General features: G+C 52.0%; 14 protein-coding genes. All 14 read left to right on the top strand.

All coding sequences use genetic code 11. The annotated features are described in order from the left end of the window. The 14 genes from ACT3UM_RS16060 (at position 1) to ACT3UM_RS15995 (ending at position 14,942) form a co-directional block, all read left to right on the top strand. Positions 1 to 1,173 (top strand): acyl-CoA dehydrogenase family protein, encoded by a 1,173-nt coding sequence (locus ACT3UM_RS16060; protein ID WP_498900438.1) that lies wholly within the window; start codon positions 1 to 3, stop codon positions 1,171 to 1,173. After that, positions 1,170 to 2,027: a class II aldolase/adducin family protein gene (locus tag ACT3UM_RS16055; RefSeq protein WP_498900436.1), complete on the top strand. Its 858-nt coding sequence runs from the start codon at positions 1,170 to 1,172 to the stop codon at positions 2,025 to 2,027. Before ACT3UM_RS16060 ends, ACT3UM_RS16055 begins: the two co-directional genes overlap by 4 nt. Before the next feature lie 23 nt (positions 2,028 to 2,050). Then, positions 2,051 to 3,133: an LLM class flavin-dependent oxidoreductase gene (locus ACT3UM_RS16050; protein ID WP_498900434.1), complete on the top strand. Its 1,083-nt coding sequence runs from the start codon at positions 2,051 to 2,053 to the stop codon at positions 3,131 to 3,133. 27 nt (positions 3,134 to 3,160) lie between these two features. After that, on the top strand, positions 3,161 to 4,246 hold the full coding sequence (locus ACT3UM_RS16045) for an LLM class flavin-dependent oxidoreductase (RefSeq protein WP_498900432.1): 1,086 nt from the start codon (positions 3,161 to 3,163) through the stop codon (positions 4,244 to 4,246). Between the two features lie 97 nt (positions 4,247 to 4,343). Continuing rightward, positions 4,344 to 5,270 carry an ABC transporter substrate-binding protein gene (locus ACT3UM_RS16040; RefSeq protein WP_498900430.1) on the top strand — a complete coding sequence of 309 codons (927 nt, stop codon included), beginning with the start codon at positions 4,344 to 4,346 and terminating at the stop codon, positions 5,268 to 5,270. Between the two features lie 129 nt (positions 5,271 to 5,399). Next, positions 5,400 to 6,197: an aliphatic sulfonate ABC transporter permease SsuC gene (ssuC, locus tag ACT3UM_RS16035; RefSeq protein ID WP_498900428.1), complete on the top strand. Its 798-nt coding sequence runs from the start codon at positions 5,400 to 5,402 to the stop codon at positions 6,195 to 6,197. Positions 6,198 to 6,199: 2 nt separating this feature from the next. Further along, positions 6,200 to 6,997, top strand: a complete 798-nt coding sequence (locus tag ACT3UM_RS16030; RefSeq protein ID WP_498900426.1) for an ATP-binding cassette domain-containing protein — start codon at positions 6,200 to 6,202, stop codon at positions 6,995 to 6,997. A 76-nt stretch (positions 6,998 to 7,073) separates the two neighbouring features. Next, positions 7,074 to 8,048: an aliphatic sulfonate ABC transporter substrate-binding protein gene (locus ACT3UM_RS16025; protein ID WP_498900424.1), complete on the top strand. Its 975-nt coding sequence runs from the start codon at positions 7,074 to 7,076 to the stop codon at positions 8,046 to 8,048. 1 nt (position 8,049) lies between these two features. After that, positions 8,050 to 9,228 (top strand): FMNH2-dependent alkanesulfonate monooxygenase, encoded by a 1,179-nt coding sequence (gene ssuD / locus ACT3UM_RS16020; protein ID WP_498900422.1) that lies wholly within the window; start codon positions 8,050 to 8,052, stop codon positions 9,226 to 9,228. A 179-nt stretch (positions 9,229 to 9,407) separates the two neighbouring features. After that, on the top strand, positions 9,408 to 9,992 hold the full coding sequence (locus ACT3UM_RS16015; protein WP_498900420.1) for an RBBP9/YdeN family alpha/beta hydrolase: 585 nt from the start codon (positions 9,408 to 9,410) through the stop codon (positions 9,990 to 9,992). Positions 9,993 to 10,228: 236 nt separating this feature from the next. Then, a complete protein-coding gene (locus ACT3UM_RS16010; RefSeq protein WP_498900418.1) occupies positions 10,229 to 11,035 on the top strand; it encodes a MetQ/NlpA family ABC transporter substrate-binding protein in 807 nt (268 codons plus the stop codon). Positions 11,036 to 11,041: 6 nt separating this feature from the next. Beyond that, a complete protein-coding gene (locus tag ACT3UM_RS16005; RefSeq protein WP_498900416.1) occupies positions 11,042 to 12,298 on the top strand; it encodes an SfnB family sulfur acquisition oxidoreductase in 1,257 nt (418 codons plus the stop codon). 10 nt (positions 12,299 to 12,308) lie between these two features. Then, the gene (locus ACT3UM_RS16000) at positions 12,309 to 13,523 is read left to right on the top strand and encodes an SfnB family sulfur acquisition oxidoreductase (RefSeq protein WP_498900414.1); all 1,215 of its coding nucleotides are present in this window, start codon (positions 12,309 to 12,311) and stop codon (positions 13,521 to 13,523) included. A gap of 3 nt (positions 13,524 to 13,526) precedes the next feature. After that, entirely contained in the window at positions 13,527 to 14,942 is a 1,416-nt protein-coding gene (locus ACT3UM_RS15995; RefSeq protein ID WP_498900412.1) for an LLM class flavin-dependent oxidoreductase, read from the top strand. Positions 14,943 to 14,988: the final 46 nt, after the last annotated feature.

Below are 14,988 nucleotides of genomic sequence, written 5' to 3'. Positions count from 1 at the left end.
GTGGCCAGGAAACCATTCACGGTTGATGCATTCAACAAAAATGCCGACGTCGATTTACCAGAAATCACTCGCCACCTAGCCCAAAGTGCAGACAGAGTGGATCGTCAAGCACGCTTTCCAAGCGATAATTTTGCCTACCTGCACCGTTTGGGCTTACTGAGCCTGACCACTCCCGCCTCCCTGGGTGGGCAAGCGGCAGACCTCAACACTGTCCGTCAAGTTATTAGCGCGGTTGCCAAAGGCGAGGCATCCACGGCGCTCATTTTGTTGATGCACTATTTACAGCATCAACAGCTGCACCATAGCAGCAAATGGCCTCACAGATTAAGTGCTCGCGTAGCTCAAGATGCCCTTCAATCAGGTGCATTAATCAATGCATTACGCGTTGAACCAGCCCTTGGCTCACCCTCCCGCGGCGGGCTGCCAACGACAACGGCTTATAGAACCACTAAGGGATGGCGGTTGTCGGGTGAGAAAATCTACTCAACCGGTAGCCATGGTTTGACCTGGATGAACGTATGGGCACGCAGTGATGATAAAACGCCTTCCGTAGGCTTTTGGCTAGTACCCGCCCATGCGCCAGGTGTAGAAATTATCGACGAGTGGGATCACCTGGGAATGCGTGCCTCATCAAGCCATCGCGTTATTTTTCATGATGTAGAGCTGCCACTGGATCATGCTGTAGATAGTGCGCCCCAGGCCATCGCCAACAAAAAAGCCGCTGAATCAGAAGCGGTGAAATGGATGCACGTGCTACTTGGCTCACTTTACGATGGCGTCGCACAGGCTGCCAACGACTGGTTTAAACGGTGGCTGCTGACGCGCACCCCTTCTAACTTAGGGGCACCTCTCGCTAGCCTTGAAAGGTTTCAGGAGATTACTGGGCGCATTGATACCCTTTTGCTCTCCAATAAAGTGCTCCTCGATGCAGCCGCCAATAATGACGTACGCCACCATCAACTTGCCCAGATCAAGCAGATAACGACGAGTCAATCGATCAGGGCGGTAGAACACATTGTAAAAGCTGCGGGCAACCCAGCCCTATCCGGTTCTCATCCACTCCAGCGTCACTACCGTGATGTGCTCTGTGGTCGTATCCACACACCACAGGATGACACCGTTTTTAAAGCCGCCGGGCAAGCGGCACTCAACGTTACAGGAGCCACCTCATGAGCACCGTTATCTCAACCCATCCCAAAACCGAGCCGTTGAGCCCATCAAACCGGCAGCCCACACGTCCAAGCGTGTTTGCCTACCCACGTAAAGGGCACAGCCTCACCCGAGAGCTACCTGGTGAAAAAGGCACCGTTTCCGAAGAACGCCAACATCGTAAAGAGCGCTTAGCGGCTGCTTTTCGTGTCTTTGCATGGCAAGGGTTCGATCTAGGTGGCGCAGGCCATATTACCGCCCGCGATCCTGAGTGGAAGGATCACTTCTGGGTGAACCCTCATGGTGTCTATTTCGGGCATGTACGTGCAAGCGATCTAATTCTGGTCAATCACCATGGCGACGTCGTTGAGGGCGACGGGCTACTCAACCGTGCGGCGTTTGCCATTCATAGCGAATTACACCAAGCACGGCCCGACGTGTTGGCTGCAGCACATACACACGCCCCGCATGGCAAAAGTTGGTCTGCACTCGGCCGGTTATTAGACCCCATCTCCCAAGATGCCTGTGCTTTTTATAACAGCCACGTCCTCTTCGATGACTTTACTGGCGTGGTACTTGATAGCAGTGAAGGCCAGCGAATAGCGAACACACTAGGCAATCACAAAGCGGTCATTCTGCAAAACCATGGTTTTCTCACAGTGGGCCAAACGATTGAAGGTGCCGCGTGGCGGTATATCGCAATGGAGAACGCTGCAAGGGTTCAACTGGCTGCCGAAGCTGCTGGCAAGCCCATTGCAATCCCCCATGACGTGGCTGAACACACAGCAGCGCAAGTGGGAACAGAGTTCATAAGCTGGGTCAGTTTCTTACCGTTACTTGATCGGGTTATCCGTGAAGAACCTGATTTTCGTGATTAATATTTAACAGCGAGGATATATCAATGAGCATTGAATTTATTGGCTTTATCGGCAATCAAAGCGGATCAGAATCACGCGAGACTACAGGCCCTACTCTCGACCTGAACTATGTTGAAACGCTAGCCAAAGCGCAGGAATTTGCGGGTTTTGATCGTGCTCTACTTGCTTTCCATTCTAATAGTCCTGAAAGCCTGCTGGTCGCCACCCATGCAGCGGCGGTTACCTCTTCATTGAATTTTATGGTCGCACATCGCCCTGGTTTTACTGCGCCCACCGTGGCTGCACGGCAGTTCGCTACCTTTGATGTGATCAGCAAAGGGCGTGCATCAGTGCACGTTATTACTGGCGGGAATGATGCTGAACTCGCCCAGGATGGTAGCTATATAGGTAAAGAAGAACGCTACGAACGTACCAATGAATACCTGGATATTGTCCGTCAAACGTGGACCCAAAGTCGCCCTTTTGATTACCAAGGAAAATACTATCAGGTGACAGCAGCATCCTCCGCCATAAAACCCATTCAGCAGCCCACTATTCCTATTTACTTTGGCGGTTCATCACCTGCCGCTATCGAAGTGGCAGGAAAACATGCTGATATTTACGCCTTGTGGGGCGAAACCCATGACCAGGTCAGTGACACCATCGCGAGAGTAAAAGCAGCCGCTGCACGTCATGGCCGAACCATACGCTTTAGCTTATCGCTAAGGCCCATTCTAGCCGATACAGAAGAAGCGGCATGGAAGCGTGCCGATGACATTTTGGAGCGGGCGCGCGAACTGGCAATCAAACGCGGCATTACGCGAAATGAGCCAGAAAACGAGGGCTCCCGACGCCTGTTAGAAGCAGCCGCCAAAGGGGATCGTCTTGATACACGGCTGTGGACAGGTATCGCAGGCTTACTGGGTGCTCAAGGCAACTCCACTGCGCTCGTTGGGACCCCCGAGCAAGTCAGTAACGCCCTTCTGGAATATGCTGATCTTGGTATTTCCACCTTCCTGATACGAGGCTTCGATCCGCTAGAAGATGCCCTCGATTATGGCCGTTCACTGATTCCACTGACACGTCAAAAAATCGCCAATCGGAAACGCTCCCTATCACCCGCTTAATTAAGCAAAGCATAGAGCCAATTATTCATGAGCATTCAGTTTATAGGCATGATTGGTCACCGCCCTTCTTCAGAGATTTTTGAAACTGAGGGCCCGGTGTTTAATAAAGAGTATATACACCGTTTTGCGCAAGCCCATGAGCAAGCTGGATTTGATCGTGTGCTAGTCGGCTATTGGTCTAATCAACCAGATGGCTTTTTGGTAACCGCCCTCGCTGGTGCAGCAACTAAGAACTTGAACTTTCTCCTGGCGCACCGCCCGGGATTCGTGGCTCCTGCGCTAGCGGCACGAAAACTTGCCACACTTGAGCATCTATTGAATGGCCGTCTCGCTGTCCATGTTATCAGCGGTGGTAGCGATAAAGAACAGCGTAAAGATGGTGACTATCTTGACCATGACCAACGCTATGCACGAACGGACGAATTTATCCATATTGTTAAGTCGATATGGACTGCAGAGAAGCCTTTTAACTACGTGGGGACGCATTACCAAGTTGAAGAAGCAGAATCAGAACTTCGTCCTATTCAGGCACCGCATATCCCTATTTACTTTGGCGGCGCCTCTCCCGCCGCTATAGAAGTGGCTGGCAAACATGCCGATGTATATGCCATGTGGGGCGAGCCTCTTCAACAAATCAAAGAAACCATTGCTAATGTTCGAGCGGAAGCAGCCACACACGGCAGAGAAGTCCGCTTCAGCATTTCTTTTCGACCCATTCTTGGCAAAACAGAAGAGGAAGCTTGGCATAAAGCAGATGATATTTTAGCTAAAGCAACACAACGCTTAGACAATGCCGGACAAGTCCATCCTCATAAGCCAGATAGTGTGGGCGCCCAACGCTTACTTGCAGCGGCTGAACAAGGAGACAGAATCGACGCTTGTCTGTGGACAGGTATAGCCAAACTAGTGGGCGGTGCCTATAACTCGACGGCACTCGTTGGCACGCCGGAAAAAGTGGCTGATGCACTGCTCGCGTATTATGACCTTGGTGTTGATACCTTTCTCATACGCGGCTTTGATCCTTTGGAAGATGTCTTGGAGTATGGCCGTGAACTGATTCCTTTAACTCGTCAAAAAGCCGCCAGACGCAAAACGAATTTCGTAGCGGTTTAACAACCCACTTAACCCTTTAACAAAAGAAAACTTCTTAATATGGAGTAGTAAAACCGTGCTCGTTAAATATATCCCTTCGTTCTCAAAGTATGCAGCAATGGCGTTAACACTGTTAGCCTTTTCCGTTATGGCCGAAGAAGAAATATCGCTTCGCCTTGGTGATGTTAAAGGTGACCGATATGCATCATTAGTAGCCTCTGGCGAGCTTGAATCGCTTCCTTATAAACTCGAATTAACAACGTTTGCAGCTGGCGCACCAGTACTAGAGGCACTTAACGCCGGAGCCTTAGACGTAGGCTTTACTGGTGATATCCCCTTTCTATTTGTGCGAGCTGCTGGGGCTCCTGTTAAGGCCGTAGGTGCATGGAGATACAACACGGAAACGGTTGCCATCGTAGTCAATGGCGATAGTGATATTGAAAGTATTCAAGACCTGACCGGAAAACGAATCGCAGTTAATAGAGGAGGATGGGGGCACTTCATGGCACTGGGAGCCCTGGAAAGAGCTGAAATGAGTACTAATGATGTGGAATTTGCCTTTCTAGGGCCAGTTGATGGTCGCGCAGCATTAAACCGACACTCGGTAGATGCCTGGGTACCCTGGGAACCCTACACATCGAGCGCAATATTACTCGATAACAGTAGAGTCATTGAAACCGGTGACGGCGTCATGACGGGATACTCCTATGCGCTAGCCCATGAAGATGCCATTGAGTCTAAACAGGAAGCTATTCAAGATCTTCTTTTACGATTAGCACGCGCTCAACAATGGGCCTTGGAGAATCCTACCGAATTTTCCCGACAACTTGCTAATACACTGGAGTTACCCATTGAGGTAGCTGAACGCTGGGTAGCACAAGCCAGAATAACCCCTGCCACGATTGATTCAGAGGTGATCAATTCCTTACAACTAGCCGCTGACTTCTTCCACCGCCATGAGGTTCTACCCGTAGCTGTCGATGTTAGTGATGCCTTTGATACTAGCTTTGCAACTTGGCTTAGAGCGCAAGAAAGCTTTCCCTAAGCTTTTTTGAATAACCTTTTCTGTTTTAACTATTTAAGCGAATAGGAATCGCGTTGGTAGCATAAATCAACACTCTTTCTAGCTTAATTCTTTATTTCACGGTTTTTTCCATTTTTGGAGGGATTGTCTATGTCCATAGCATCACAAAGGCTAGCGTCTAACAGGTGGGCCGACAGCGCACTGCCATGGGCGGTTCCCATTGTATTAATACTACTCTGGCAGTTGGCGGTGTCGTTCGGCTGGATTTCTAGCCGCATCATGCCAGCCCCTTTGGCAGTGATCGAAGCCGGCTGGCGGTTAACCGCTTCGGGGGAAATCTTCTACCACCTGGGGGTTAGCTTCCAGCGCGCGGCATTGGGGTTTGTGATTGGCGGTGGTATTGGGCTGGCACTGGGCCTGATTAGCGGGCTTTCTCACTGGGGGGAACGGTTGCTCGACAGTACCGTGCAGATGATCAGGAACATTCCGCATCTGGCATTGGTTCCGCTGGTCATTCTCTGGTTCGGGATTGATGAAACAGCCAAGATCTTTCTCGTGGTATTGGGTACTGCCTTTCCCATTTACCTCAACACCTTCCATGGCATTCGCAATATTGACTCCAACCTGATGGAGATGGCGCGCAGCTACGGCCTGTCTGGCTGGCCGCTCTTTACCAACGTGATTTTACCGGGCGCCATGTCGTCAATCCTAGTGGGCGTACGTTACTCGCTGGGGTTGATGTGGCTAACGCTTATCGTGGCGGAAACCATTTCAGCCAGTGAAGGCATTGGTTATCTGGCCATGAATGCGCGTGAATTTTTGCAAACCGACGTCGTCGTGCTCGCCATTGTGCTCTATGCGCTACTTGGCAAGCTAGCGGATGAAGCTGCCCGCGTCCTTGAACGGCGCTGGCTACGCTGGCACCCCGCCTATGTGAAGGGAGACTGAACATGAGTTTTTCTACCTATTCAGAAACAACGACACCAGTTAAAGAAAGCGCTGCCAGCAGTGCTCGCACCTCCCTCTCTTCACCGAAAGGAGGTACGCATTTACACCTCAAAGGCGTGGTGAAAAAGTTTGGCGAGCTGGAAGTACTCAAAGGCATCGACCTGGAGATCGAGAAAGGCCAGTTCATCGCTATCGTGGGTCGTAGCGGTTGCGGAAAAAGCACGCTACTACGCCTTATTGCCGGGTTGGATCGCCACAACGCAGGCACCTTAAGTGCCGACGGCCATGCAGACTTGGTATCCACCGATATTCGTATGATGTTTCAGGATGACCGGCTGCTGCCCTGGAAATCTGTGATCGACAATATTGGGCTGGGCCTGAAAGGTGACTGGAGGCCTCGCGCGTTAAGAGTCTTAGAAGAAGTCGGCCTCTCTGACAAAGCCGATGTATGGCCCGCCAAGCTGTCGGGCGGCCAGCGCCAGCGAGTTGCCTTAGCGCGCGCCCTCATTCATCAGCCACAGCTCCTGCTACTGGATGAGCCGCTAGGGGCGCTGGATGCATTAACACGCATCGAAATGCAGCGCCTAATCGAGCGACTCTGGCAACAAAATGGTTTCACCGTGCTACTGGTGACTCATGATGTGCAAGAGGCTGTTCAACTGGCGGATCGCGTCATTGTGCTTGAACAGGGCCAGATTGGTATGGATATGAATGTTGAGATTGCACGGCCACGTGAGCAAGCGAGCGCCGCCGTTTCGGCCATTGAAGGAAAAGTGTTGAAACGCGTATTAGGCCAATAACAAACATCTGACCTTACCCTTTGGCATTTCTCATAACCCCAAAGCACACGGAACGTGCGCGTTAAGGAACACCTCCATGAAACCTTTTGCTCTACCACTTTCATTCAACCGTTCGATAATCGTTGGCGCGGTAGCGGCCGCTACGCTGCTACAGGCGCCATTTAGCCTAGCGGAAGAATTACGCATCGGTTATCAGCGCTCGTCTACCTTAATGAGTGTGTTAAGGGACAATAACTCCCTGGAAGAAAAGCTGGCGGAACAGGGCGTTACCATTGACTGGTATGAATTCACCAGTGGCTTACCGATGCTTGAGTCACTGAATGTTGGCAATATCGACATTAGTGCTGATGTGGCGGATACCGTACCCATCTTTGCCCAGGCAGCGGGGGCAGACCTAACCTTCTATGCCAGTGAAGCCGCCTCCCCCTCTGGACAAGCGCTTATCGTACTGGAAGATAGTGATATTGAAACGCTGGAAGATCTTGCGGGTAAGCGCATTACCGTCACCCGTGGTGCAGGCAACCACTACTTGCTGATTGCAGCACTCGAAAGCGTTGGCCTGACCCTTGACGATGTCCAGGTTTCCTACCTCCCCCCCGCCGATGCGCGTGCTGCTTTTTCGCAAGGCAGTGTGGATGCATGGATTGCCTGGGAACCCTTCCTCTCAACTTCCCGTGCAACTTTGGAAACACGCACCATTACTGACGGTAGCGACGGTTTAGCGAGTTACAAGCGCTATTATCTAGCGACAACACCCTATGCGGAAGCCAATCCAGAGGTCATTGCTACCGTTTATGACGCGCTCTATGAGGCGGGCCTATGGATCAAAGCCAACCCAGAGGAAGCGAGCGAGCTTTTATCGCCATTATGGGGCGACCTTGACCCTGAGATTGTACAAAATGCGCTGCAAAACCGCAGCTATGACGTACAGCCTGTGACGCTTGAGGGTCTTAGCGAGCAGCAGAAAATTGCCGATGCCTTCCTGGCTGCGGATATTCTGCCTAACGCCGTCGATGCCCTAGATTCAAAGATTTGGCAACCAGGAGAGTAACATGGCTGAGTCTTATGACACTTCCCAAGCAACACCTATAGTTACCAAAGGGAAGTTTCTATGGTTTTTACCCACTCATGGAGATGGGCACTATTTAGGCACGGCCAAAGGAGGCCGCGAGGTCAGCCTTGGCTACCTGAAGCAAATTGCCCAAGCAGCAGACCAGCTTGGCTTTTACGGGGTTCTTTTACCCACTGGCCGAAGCTGCGAAGACTCCTGGGTGATTGCCTCCGCTCTGGTACCCACCACCGAACGCTTGCGCTTTCTCGTTGCGGTGCGCCCGGGGTTGCAGTCGCCCACTGTGGCAGCGCGTATGACCGCAACCCTTGACCGCATTTCCAATGGCCGACTGTTGATCAATGTAGTGACCGGTGGCGATCCCGTTGAGAATAAGGGCGATGGCATCTTCCTGCCCCACGACCAACGGTATGAAGTTACCCGGGAGTTCTTGGATGTCTACCGTCGTTTGCTTGCCGGTGAAAATGTTACCTACCAGGGTAAGCATATCCACATTGAAGAGGGCCAACTGATTTTTGAACCGGCTCAAACGCCCCATCCCCCCCTTTATTTTGGTGGTTCATCGGTAGCAGGCATCGAAGTAGCGGCGGATATCGTTGATAAATATCTCACCTGGGGTGAGCCACCGGCACAAGTGGCCGACAAAATTGCTACCGTGCGTGAAGCAGCCAACAAGGCGGGCCGTGAGTTAACGTTTGGCATCCGGCTGCATGTCATTGTGCGCGACTCGGATGAAGAGGCATGGGCAGCGGCAGATAAACTTATTGAGCATGTAGATGATGAGACCATTGCCGCTGCACAGAAGACGTTTTCACGTATGGATTCCGAAGGCCAGCGCCGGATGGCTGCCCTGCACGGTGGGCGGCGGGATAAACTTGAGGTCAGTCCCAACCTATGGGCAGGGGTGGGCTTGGTGCGCGGCGGCGCAGGCACCGCATTAGTCGGTAGCCCAGAAACCGTGGCCGAGCGTATTCGAGAGTATATGGCGGTGGGCGTCGATACCTTTATTTTCTCAGGTTACCCACACCTGGAAGAGGCTTACCACTTTGGTGAAAAGGTACTTCCACTGCTGCCAAAAGACCACGAGCCGCCACCCGCCATTGGCACGCTTCGTGCAGCGGTGCGCGGCGAAATAGTTGCTAACAGTGCCAAGCCTCGCTAAACAAACACTTTTTTAATTAAGGAATCAATATGCCTCTTTGTTCAAAGAGGCATATTTTTTGTTTACCTTTATTTCTTAATAAGCTTTTCATTTATCCTTATTTACCAGCCATTGTTATTTTCTCCCCGTACGACATACTCTTTTTCAATTGCAGAAATTTGAATCTGGGAGATTTAAGGATGACGTCATTAAACAAACACTATCTGATAGTACCCGGTTGGAATGGCTCTGGTCCGGATCACTGGCAAAGCCATTGGCAGACACAACTACCTAATAGTTCCCGTACACTCGTCAGTAGCTGGAGTCATCCTCAACTGGGCGATTGGGTTGCCTCATTGGAACGCGCCATTGCTCAGGCCAAGGGGCCTATTGTCCTGATTGCTCATAGCCTTGGATGCGTTACGGTTGCTCACTGGGCGGCCACACGACCCAATCTAAGGGCCAAGATACAGGGCGCACTGCTCGTCGCTCCTGCAGATGTAGAGCGTTTAAACGTAAATCCAAATCTAGCCGCGTTTGGCCCGGTCCCCTTAACGCCATTGCCTTTTCCCAGTTTGGTAGTGGGTTCTACCAATGACCACACCGCCAGCCTTGAACGTATTCAGCATTTTGCTAACGAATGGCACAGCGCGCTACATATTATCCGCGATGCAGGCCATATTAATAGTGTATCGGGGCATACGCATTGGAGTGACGGTCTTCGCTTACTAAAGTGCTTTGATTATTATCGCGAGCTACATAGTGATCAGCGACGCAGTGCTTAATGTCTTCTGTTAAGCGATCATAATCTTCTCCTTTCTCCTCCAGCGTCATCTTTCATCCCTCGTTAAGAGGGATTTTTTATCACCTTATTTATTCCTTACTTATGAATATCAACATCTAAAATACTTCCTAAGCTTTTATTTCTAAATAGATGATTATTTACAGAAGCACTGCCGATGCGCAAGCTCTAACCGCTCTGCATTAATTTATAAACACCTATTCAGGATAAGGACTTACGATGAAACTTCGCTCATTATTACTTTCTTCAGCACTCATAGCGGTTGCAACGGCCTCCTATGCCGATAATGTGGTACGCATTGGCACAACGTCTGGGGTTACGTCAGATTCACTGCTAGCGCTCAGTGATGAAATTAGTGAACAAGGTATTGATCTCCAGGTCATTGAATTTAGCGACTGGACGCTCCCCAATGAAGCGCTTAACAACGGCGATATTGATCTTAACTTTTTCCAGCACCAGGCCTTTTTAGATAACGCGATCGACCAACGTGGCTATGAGCTCAGCATGTTGGGATTGGGGTTATTGCAAAATATTGGCATCTACTCCAATACCCTCACCACGTTAGAGGATATTCCCGAAGGTGCTCGGGTGGCCGTTGCAAGTGACCCTGTCAATCAAGGGCGCGGGTTATTGCTGCTTCAACGTGCAGGATTAATCGAATTAAGTGACGGCGATGCCATTGGCGCAACCGTGCACGATATTACTTCTAACCCGAATAACCTCCACTTCCATGAAATTGATGGCCCGCAAATTGTTCGCAGTTTGAATGATGTAGATTTAGCAGTCTCTTGGCCCAGCCATTTCGTTAATGCAGGCCGCCCGGAGCAAGCTGGCGAAGCGCTGATTTATTCAGGCATTGATGACACTTTCTACGCCATGGGCTTTGTGGCCCAGGAAAGCCGCAAGGATGACGCTCTTCTTCTGGATGTCATCAATCAATTCCAAACGTCTCCTGCCGTAAGGGAAACCATTGATGCCAGCTATGGCGGCAATCCTGATCTCTATACGCTCCCCTGGGTAGAGTAGTTACTTATGACCTTATCACCCACTACTGCTTCTGCAGAAGGCTCCTTAATGGAGCCTCTCACCATTGTTGCTGACCGTGTTCGTATTATCCGTAATGATGAAGAGGCAATCTCCACGGCACATGCACTTGCCAAGCGCTTCGCCCAAGAAGCTGCCACTCGCGATGCTGAACGGCGGCTTCCCTGGAAGGAACTTAATGAATTTTCTTACAGCGGCTTAGGCGGAATAACCGTGCCACGCGAATACGGCGGGGCGGATGTCTCTTATCAAACCGTTGCGGAGGTTTTTCGCCTTTTGAGTGCTGCAGACCCCGCTTTGGGTCAAATTCCTCAAAACCAGTTTGGCGTACTGGGCGTAGTGAAAGAGCTGGCTAGCGAAGCGCAGAAAGCGCACTGGTTTGGCCTTGTCTTGAAAGGTCAACGATTTGGCAACGCAGGGCCCGAGCGGGGAACCAAAACCATTCTGCATCAGCGCACCCGCCTTGCTGAACAGCAAGGCCAAGATAAACTCAGCCTTAATGGCACCCGCTTCTACTCCACCGGCGCACTCTATGCCCATTGGATCCCTACCCGCGCTCTGGATGAACAGGGCCGTGCTGTGCTGGCTTTTGTGCCACGTACAGCACCAGGCGTAAACGTTATCGACGACTGGTCGGCCTTTGGTCAACGTATCACGGCCATTGGCACCGTCACGTTTAACGATGTTCAGGTTCCCTTGGAACATACCCTGCCGGTGTGGCAAATCGCCAATAAGCCTGGGCTGAGCGGCCCCTCTTCACAGCTCATTCAGGCCGCTATTGATGCAGGCATTGCCAGTAACGCTATCGACGATGCTCTTCAGTTTGTGCGCGAACACGCCCGCCCCTGGACAGATTCCGGCGTTGCTCGCGCCAGCGATGACCCTTACACCATCCATGCATTTGGTCGCCTGAAAATCGACCTCCATGCCGCCAACGCGGTGCTTCAGGAAGCTGCCACGACGCTTGATGAGATCGCCCGCCAGCCGATTGACGATAAAGGCAGTGCAAGAGCGTCCGTTGCGGTGGCAGAAGCGAAAATTCTCACCACGGAAATAGCACTTGAAGCCAGCGAACGACTCTTTGAACTTGCCGGGGCATCTGCCACCCGCGCCAAGCACAACTTGGATCGCCATTGGCGTAACGCGCGTACCCACACCCTGCACGACCCAGTTCGCTGGAAATATCACTTACTCGGCAACTACTACCTCAATGACGTGCTACCCGCACGCCATCAATGGAATTAAGTGAGCAACCATGACTGAGGCTACCCTCATTTCCCCTCAAGCCAGTCGCGTGGGATTGATCACTAGTGATCAGCAAGCGATTGCGACTGCACATACTCTCGCTAGCCGTTTTGAACAGCAAGCAGCCCAGCGTGATAAAGAGCGCTTGCTGCCGTGGCAAGAGCTTGATGACTTTACAAAAAGCGGCCTATGGGCGATCACCGTACCCGCTGACTATGGCGGCCCAGAGCTAAGTAGTGATGCACTTGCCCAAGTGATTGCCATCATTGCCGCCGCTGATGGCTCCATCGCCCAAATTCCCCAAAACCACTTTTATGCCCTTGAGGTGTTGCGCGTAGGCGGCAGTGAAGCGCAGAAGCGCTTCTTCTATTCAGAGGTCATCAGCGGTAAGCGGTTGGGTAATGCACTCGCGGAAATAGGCCATAAGGATTACAAACGCCGCACCAGACTATATAGAGATGCGAGCCAACAGTGGCGCGTCAACGGGCAAAAATTCTACTGCACAGGCGCTCTTTACGCCCACTGGATACCGACATTGGTGGTGGATGAAGCAGAACGCCAACAGCTGGTATTCATTCCCAAGTCAGCACACGGGGTCACCATTACCGACGACTGGGACGGCTTTGGCCAACGCCTTACGGGAAGTGGCTCAGTTGAGTTGGACAACGTATTGGTAGACCCCTTATGGGTGGTGCCGTTTACCGACTCCTTTGAACGGCCCACCGCTATCGGGCCCTTTGCCCAGTTGATACACGCCGCGATTGATTTGGGCATTGCACAAGGCGCTTTCGCCGCCACACTGGCGTTCGTCAAACAGCATGCCAGGCCCTGGATTGATGCCGGCGTAGAGCAGGCAAGCGAAGACCCGCTGTTAATCGAGCGAGTAGGCAATCTCTCCGTGCGCCTAAAAGCGGCAAAGAGCCTGCTTAAACGAGCGGCTGGCAGCGTTGCCATTGCCCAGAAAACGCCCGATGACGACAGCGTGGCGCAAGCCTCTATTGATGTCGCCGAAGCGAAAGTACTCACCACCGAGGTTTCATTGTTGGCGGGTTCGCAGTTATTCGAGCTATCCGGCACGGGGGCAACGTTGGATAACCGGCAGTTAGATCGCTTCTGGCGCAATGCCCGCACACATACCTTACATGACCCTGCCCGCTGGAAGCTGCACGCAATAGGCAATTTCTACCTCAATGGGCAACGCCCACCCCGTCACGGAGCGATCTAAACGATGCCAGCGCCCAAAAAACACATCCTGTTCAATGCGTTCAATATGAACAGTGTCGGCCATATCAATCATGGGTTATGGACGCACCCAAGGGATAACTCGTCAGACTACAACACGCTGGAATACTGGACGGAGTTGGCTAAAACGCTGGAGCGTGGTCTTTTTGACGGCCTGTTTATTGCCGATATCATCGGGGTGTATGACGTTTATCAAAATAGTGTTGAGACGACGTTGCGGGAGTCCGTGCAGCTGCCGCTCAATGACCCTGCCGTACTCGTCTCAGCGATGGCCGCAGTGACTCAGCATTTAGGCTTTGGTATTACCGCCAACTTAAGTTTTGAGCCGCCCTATCTCTTTGCTCGCCGCATGTCGACACTCGATCATCTCACTCGTGGCCGCGTCGGCTGGAATATCGTCACGGGGTATCTCGATAGTGGTTCTAAAGCCGCCGGTCTCCATGGCCTTGCCACGCATGATGAGCGCTATGACCGCGCGGACGATTACCTAGAACTGCTCTACAAACTATGGGAAGGCAGCTGGGAAGATGATGCCGTATTGCGCGACCGCCAGGCTCGCGTGTTTAGCGACCCCGCTAAAGTGCACAAAATCATTCATCAAGGCCCTTACTACCAGATGGAGGGCTATCACCTGAGTGAACCCTCGTTACAGCGCACGCCCGTTCTATATCAAGCCGGTTCTTCACCTCGTGGCCAGCAGTTTGCCGCCCGCCACGCAGAAGCGGTATTTATCAGTGCCCAGGATAAGGGTGAGGCAAAACTGGCAGTGGATAGCCTGCGCCGTCAAGCCGTTGCAGCGGGGCGCAAAGCAGACGATATCAAAATCTTCGCAGGCATTGCGATGATTAGCGGCACCCACCAACAGGAAGCGCAGGATAAGTACGATGATTACCGCCGCTATGCCAGCCCAGAAGCAGGGCTTGCCCACTTTTCTAGCAGCGTCGGTATCGATTTTGATCGCTTTGAGCTGGATGAGCCGATTCACTACGGCAACAGCAATGCCATTCAGTCGGCGGCGAGCAGTGCCCAAGCCAACGCCATGACCAAGCGTAAGTTACTGGAACGCTTCAAACTAGGCAGCCGCTACCCCACCCTGGTAGGTGACCCCTCCTATATCGCCGATGAACTTGAGTCATGGATCACTGACGTCGGCATCGACGGTTTCAACGTATCGCGCACGGTCACACCGGAAAGCTTTGAAGATATTGCCGACCTTATCGTGCCCGAGCTGCAAAATCGCGGCGTCTACAAAACCAGCTACCAGGAAGGCAGCCTACGCCACAAACTCTTTAGTGCCGGGGACAAGCTTCCGAGCTATCACGCTGGAGCGCAGTATCGTCGTTTAAATAGTCACCTCAACACTCAACTGGTTTCAGAGGAAACGATCACTGAAGGGCACTGAGTTAAACAAGAGGAATAATAGATAGCGAGGCAAAACCCAAGCTCGT

Source organism: Halomonas sp. AOP13-D3-9 (assembly GCF_052379125.1).
Lineage (GTDB): Bacteria > Pseudomonadota > Gammaproteobacteria > Pseudomonadales > Halomonadaceae > Vreelandella.
The sequence above is the reverse complement of the archived record's forward strand: the minus strand, read 5'-3'. Positions and strand labels throughout refer to the sequence as shown.

Excerpts from the sequence above, each read along its gene's own strand:
- ACT3UM_RS16055 (WP_498900436.1), top strand. The coding sequence starts at position 1,170 with ATGAGCACCGTTATCTCAACCCATCCCAAAACCGAGCCGTTGAGCCCA.
- ACT3UM_RS16050 (WP_498900434.1), top strand. The coding sequence starts at position 2,051 with ATGAGCATTGAATTTATTGGCTTTATCGGCAATCAAAGCGGATCAGAA.
- ACT3UM_RS16045 (WP_498900432.1), top strand. The coding sequence starts at position 3,161 with ATGAGCATTCAGTTTATAGGCATGATTGGTCACCGCCCTTCTTCAGAG.
- ACT3UM_RS16040 (WP_498900430.1), top strand. The coding sequence starts at position 4,344 with ATGGCGTTAACACTGTTAGCCTTTTCCGTTATGGCCGAAGAAGAAATA.
- ssuC (WP_498900428.1), top strand. The coding sequence starts at position 5,400 with ATGTCCATAGCATCACAAAGGCTAGCGTCTAACAGGTGGGCCGACAGC.
- ACT3UM_RS15995 (WP_498900412.1), top strand. The coding sequence starts at position 13,527 with ATGCCAGCGCCCAAAAAACACATCCTGTTCAATGCGTTCAATATGAAC.
- ACT3UM_RS16000 (WP_498900414.1), top strand. The coding sequence starts at position 12,309 with ATGACTGAGGCTACCCTCATTTCCCCTCAAGCCAGTCGCGTGGGATTG.
- ACT3UM_RS16025 (WP_498900424.1), top strand. The coding sequence starts at position 7,074 with ATGAAACCTTTTGCTCTACCACTTTCATTCAACCGTTCGATAATCGTT.
- ACT3UM_RS16005 (WP_498900416.1), top strand. The coding sequence starts at position 11,042 with ATGACCTTATCACCCACTACTGCTTCTGCAGAAGGCTCCTTAATGGAG.
- ACT3UM_RS16010 (WP_498900418.1), top strand. The coding sequence starts at position 10,229 with ATGAAACTTCGCTCATTATTACTTTCTTCAGCACTCATAGCGGTTGCA.
- ssuD (WP_498900422.1), top strand. The coding sequence starts at position 8,050 with ATGGCTGAGTCTTATGACACTTCCCAAGCAACACCTATAGTTACCAAA.
- ACT3UM_RS16015 (WP_498900420.1), top strand. The coding sequence starts at position 9,408 with ATGACGTCATTAAACAAACACTATCTGATAGTACCCGGTTGGAATGGC.
- ACT3UM_RS16030 (WP_498900426.1), top strand. The coding sequence starts at position 6,200 with ATGAGTTTTTCTACCTATTCAGAAACAACGACACCAGTTAAAGAAAGC.